General features: G+C 53.2%; 4 protein-coding genes. 3 read left to right on the forward strand and 1 reads right to left on the reverse strand.

Annotated elements, in window-relative coordinates:
* Positions 1–56 precede the first annotated feature (56 nt).
* Both M3200_RS07465 and M3200_RS07470 read left to right on the forward strand, forming a co-directional pair.
* A complete protein-coding gene (locus M3200_RS07465) occupies positions 57–1,187 on the forward strand; it encodes a trans-sulfuration enzyme family protein (RefSeq protein WP_022382910.1) in 1,131 nt (376 codons plus the stop codon).
* A 28-nt stretch (positions 1,188–1,215) separates the two neighbouring features.
* Entirely contained in the window at positions 1,216–2,394 is a 1,179-nt protein-coding gene (locus tag M3200_RS07470; RefSeq protein ID WP_022382911.1) for a MalY/PatB family protein, read from the forward strand.
* Between the two features lie 62 nt (positions 2,395–2,456).
* On the opposite strand, the gene M3200_RS07475 is transcribed toward M3200_RS07470, so the two are convergent.
* The gene (locus tag M3200_RS07475) at positions 2,457–3,656 is read right to left on the reverse strand and encodes an MFS transporter (RefSeq protein ID WP_022382912.1); all 1,200 of its coding nucleotides are present in this window, start codon (positions 3,654–3,656) and stop codon (positions 2,457–2,459) included.
* A 250-nt stretch (positions 3,657–3,906) separates the two neighbouring features.
* Between M3200_RS07475 and M3200_RS07480 the strand changes: the two genes are divergently transcribed.
* The coding region (locus tag M3200_RS07480) for a helicase-exonuclease subunit AddB family protein (protein WP_502685335.1) at positions 3,907–4,215 on the forward strand (309 nt) is incomplete at its 3' end.

A 4,215-nucleotide genomic window follows, 5' to 3' on the forward strand; every position in this document is an offset into this window, starting at 1 on the left:
AATTTTTACCAACACGTTTTGTCCTATAACCCGCATTTTATAAGGAGGATTTCATTATGGACATCAAGACTATCTGCATTCATGGCGGCGATTGGAAGGATCCGACCGGCTGCATTTCCGTTCCGGTTTTCCAGAGCGCCACCTTCGGCCATCCGGAGCTTGGCCAGTCAACCGGCTATGATTACACGCGCGTACAGAACCCGACCCGCGAAAGCACGGAAAAACTCGTAGCCGCTCTTGAGCACTGCTGCGACTGTACCAGCTATTCATCCGGCATGGCTGCCATTTCCATGGTCATGGAACTTTTCAAACCGGGCGATACGATCATTTCCAGTGACGACCTCTACGGCGGCTCCATCCGCCTTTTCCGCTTCGTCAATGAAAAGAACGGCCTGAACTTCCGCTATGTCAATACATCCCATCTGGATGATGTGGAAAAAGCCTTCGATGAAACGGTCAAGGCTGTCTATATCGAAACCCCGACCAACCCGATGATGCAGATCACCGATATCAAAGCCATCGCTGACATCGCTCATGCCCACGGCGCTCTCCTCATCGCAGACAATACATTCATGAGCCCGTACTTCTGCAACCCGGCTGACCTTGGCGCAGACATCATCCTCCACAGCGGCACGAAGTACCTTGCCGGCCACAACGATACCCTGGCAGGCTTCGTCGCATGCAAGGACAAGGAAATCGCTGAAAAGCTCCGCTTCCTCTATAAGACCGTCGGCGGCTGCCTCGCCCCGTGGGACAGCTGGCTCGTCACCCGCGGCATCAAGACACTGGCTCTCCGCATGGAAGCAGCCCAGAAGAACGCTCAGATTCTCGCCGAATGGCTCTCTTCCCAGAAAAAGATCACCAAAGTCCTCTACCCTGGACTTCCCGGTTTCGAAAACAAGGATATCTATGACAAGCAATCCAGAGGCGCCGGCGCTATGCTTTCCTTCTACACCGACACCCATGAGACAGCGCTGGAGATCCTCAAGAACGTCAAGCTCATCCGCTTTGCTGAAAGCCTTGGCGGCGTGGAAAGCCTCATTACCTATCCGGCTACCCAGACGCACAGCGACCTCACCGAAGAAGAAAGACAGTCCCGCGGCATCACAGAATGCCTGCTCCGCCTTTCCGTCGGCATCGAAGATGCAGGCGACCTCATCGATGACCTTGCCCAGGCTATCGGCTGATACACTATTGTCCATAAGGAGGCTTACCATGAAATTATCTGATCTTGATACCGTCATCGACCGCCGCGGAACCGGCTGCCTGAAATATGATTTCGCTGTTCAGCGCGGCAAACCTGCCGATGTTCTTCCCTTCTGGGTCGCTGACATGGACTTCAAAGTGGCTGAACCCATCCTTGACGCCTTGAGGAAACGCGTCGACCATGGCATCTTCGGCTACTCGGAATCCGGCGAATCCTACTTCGAAGCGCTGAAGAACTGGCAGAAGGAAAACTACGGCTGGGATATCGAGCCCGAATGGCTCATCAAGACCCCGGGCGTCGTTCCTGCCATCAACCTTGCCGTCAAAGCACTGACAAAGGAAGGCGACGGCATCCTCATCAACCGCCCTGTCTACTACCCCTTCCTCGAAGCCATCAGGAAGAACGGAAGGAAACTGGTGAACAGCCCGCTCATCCTCAAGAACGATCATTATGAACTTGACTTCGACGACCTCGAAGCAAAGATCAAAGCAGAAAACGTGAAGCTCTCCCTCCTCTGCTCCCCGCACAACCCTGTCGGCCGCGTGTGGACGAAGGAAGAACTTTCCCGCTACGCTGACATCTGCATCAGAAACGGCGTCAAGATCGTCGCTGATGAAATCCACGAAGACTTCACCTATCCTGGATTCACCCACACGACATTTGCCACCATCAGCAAGGAAGCTGCCCAGAATGCCATCATCTGCACAGCCCCCTCCAAGACATTCAACATCGCAGGCCTACAGACATCCAATATCCTGATCCCGAATCCGGAAATCCGGAAAGCCTTCCAGGATGCCCTTGATTCCTTCGGCTATGACCAGCTGAACACGATGGGCCTTGTTGCCTGCGAAGCTGCTTACAGCTATGGCCGCGAATGGCTCGACACCGTCAAGGAATACATCCGCCTGAACGTCGACTTCACGAGAGATTACCTCAAGGAAAACCTGCCGAAGATGAAACTCATCGAACCGGAAGGCACCTACCTCCTCTGGATCGACGCTTCCGCCTACGGCCTTTCCGACGAAGACCTCGAGCACAAAGTCGTCTATGACTGCCACCTCTGGCTCGACATGGGATACATCTTCGGACCGGAAGGAAACGGCTTCCTCCGCTTCAATCCCGCCTGCCCGAGAGAGACCCTCATCAAAGGCCTCACCCTTTTGAAAGAAGGCTTTGAAGGGAAATAAAAGCAAGCAAAAAGACCATGCACAAAATCCATGCATGGTCTTTTTTATTGCTATATTTAATTTCAGGCTTCCACGGCTGCGCGTTTCATGACTCTTTTTCCGGAGGTCTTTCTCCAGAAGAAGTAGTAAACAAGGCCTGCCAGAGCGGAAGCTAAGCAGACGACGCCGTACATGAAGGGGTAGCCTTCGGAGCCTGCGACGGCGCCTAAGATGGCTGCGGCAAGTCCTACGCTGATATCAAGGGACCAGAAGTAGGTGGATGTGGCAACGCCTGCGCGGGCAGCCGGTGCGCTCTGCACGGCCAGTGTCTGGAAGGCAGGGGCGAGTGCTCCAAAGCCTACGCCTAAAATGGTGCCGGAGAAAAGAAGGGTGAAGGGGCTGTGTGCCTGGCTGATGAGGATGAATCCCAGAGCGAAGAGGCCAAAGCCCGGATAGACTGTATAGTCCGGTCCATGGTAATCGAAGAGGTAGCCGACAAAAGGTCTAGTCACGACGATGACGATGGCAAAGACGACGAAGAAGAGGCTCGTCCAGGAAGCCAGGCCCATCGATCTTGTGTACATCGGGATGAAGGTAAGGACACCGCCGTAAGCAAAGAAGACAAGTCCGCCCAGGATGACGAAGGGAAGTGCTTTCTTTTCAAAGAAGTCGCTCACATGAATGCCCTTCTTCTTTTCGCCGGAAGGTTTGACGACGTCGTCCGGGAGGCGTTTCCTGTTTCCTGCAATGACTGCGGCAATCGCAAGAAGGCAGAGGAAGCCGAAGAGCATTTTCGAGCCGAACCAGCCGATGATCAGAAGACCCACGAGAGGCCCGATGACCATGGCCATATTTCCGGATACGGCAAAGTAGCCGATACCTTCGCCCTTTCTTTTGGAAGGAAGGACGAGAGCCGCCATGGCTGCCGATGCGGTCGTGCCGATGGCAAAGACGATGCCATGGACAAGACGAAGCCCGTAAACCATGTGGAGGTTTGATGCCAGAAGGAAGCCTCCCATGATGAGAACGAAGAAGACGGTCGAAATGAGAAGAAGCTTCTGCTTGTTCACGCCGTCAATGATGCGTCCCGCGATCGGCCTCGTGCAGACGGTCCCGATCTGAAAACAGGTCATCGCCATCCCCGCTGCAAGCTGTCCGTCGCCCAGGTCATCCATGATGAAGACTGGCAAAGCGGCTATCAAAATATACTGTGACATGAAATAAAAGAAATTCGTAAGACCCATCCCGATAAATTCAGGAGTCCAAAGCTTTTGCTGCGGCATACTATCACCTATTTCCTTTCACCGGCGCAACGGTAATTTATTTTTACCTATTAATAGAAAACATCTATAATGGAAACGTTTCTCTATTATAGCACAGGATTTAGAAAATGGTAAAAATTTTTGGAAACTCCCCCGCCCTTTCTTTTTTATGTCATAACCTGTCCTCCTTTCCGCTATAATAAAAGTGTCATAGTATAATAGAAACAAATAAAGGAATGCTTGGCGGGTCTGCCGCCAGAAAGGACATCCCATGAGCTTACATTTCATATTCGGCCGCGCGGGTACAGGAAAGACGACCCGCTGCTGCCGGGAAATCCAGGATTATGTACGCGGGGAAACGGGAAGGAAGGCTTTCCTTCTCGTGCCGGATCAGGGAACGTACACGGCTGAGTACCTGCTCGCGAAATCATTTCCGGGCGAAGGCTTCACAGACGTCACCGTCTGCGGATTCTCGCGCCTTGCCTACCGCGTCTTTCAGGAACTGCACTCGCCGGTCGCAGAAGCCCTCTCGCCGCTTGGGCAGCAGATCATCGTAAGAAGGATCCTTGATGAAAAGAAG

This window comes from Dialister sp. CAG:357 (genome assembly GCF_000435155.1).
Lineage (GTDB): Bacteria > Bacillota > Negativicutes > Veillonellales > Dialisteraceae > Dialister > Dialister hominis.

Excerpts from the sequence above, each read along its gene's own strand:
- M3200_RS07465 (WP_022382910.1), top strand. The coding sequence starts at position 57 with ATGGACATCAAGACTATCTGCATTCATGGCGGCGATTGGAAGGATCCG.
- M3200_RS07475 (WP_022382912.1), bottom strand. The coding sequence starts at position 3,656 with ATGCCGCAGCAAAAGCTTTGGACTCCTGAATTTATCGGGATGGGTCTT.
- M3200_RS07470 (WP_022382911.1), top strand. The coding sequence starts at position 1,216 with ATGAAATTATCTGATCTTGATACCGTCATCGACCGCCGCGGAACCGGC.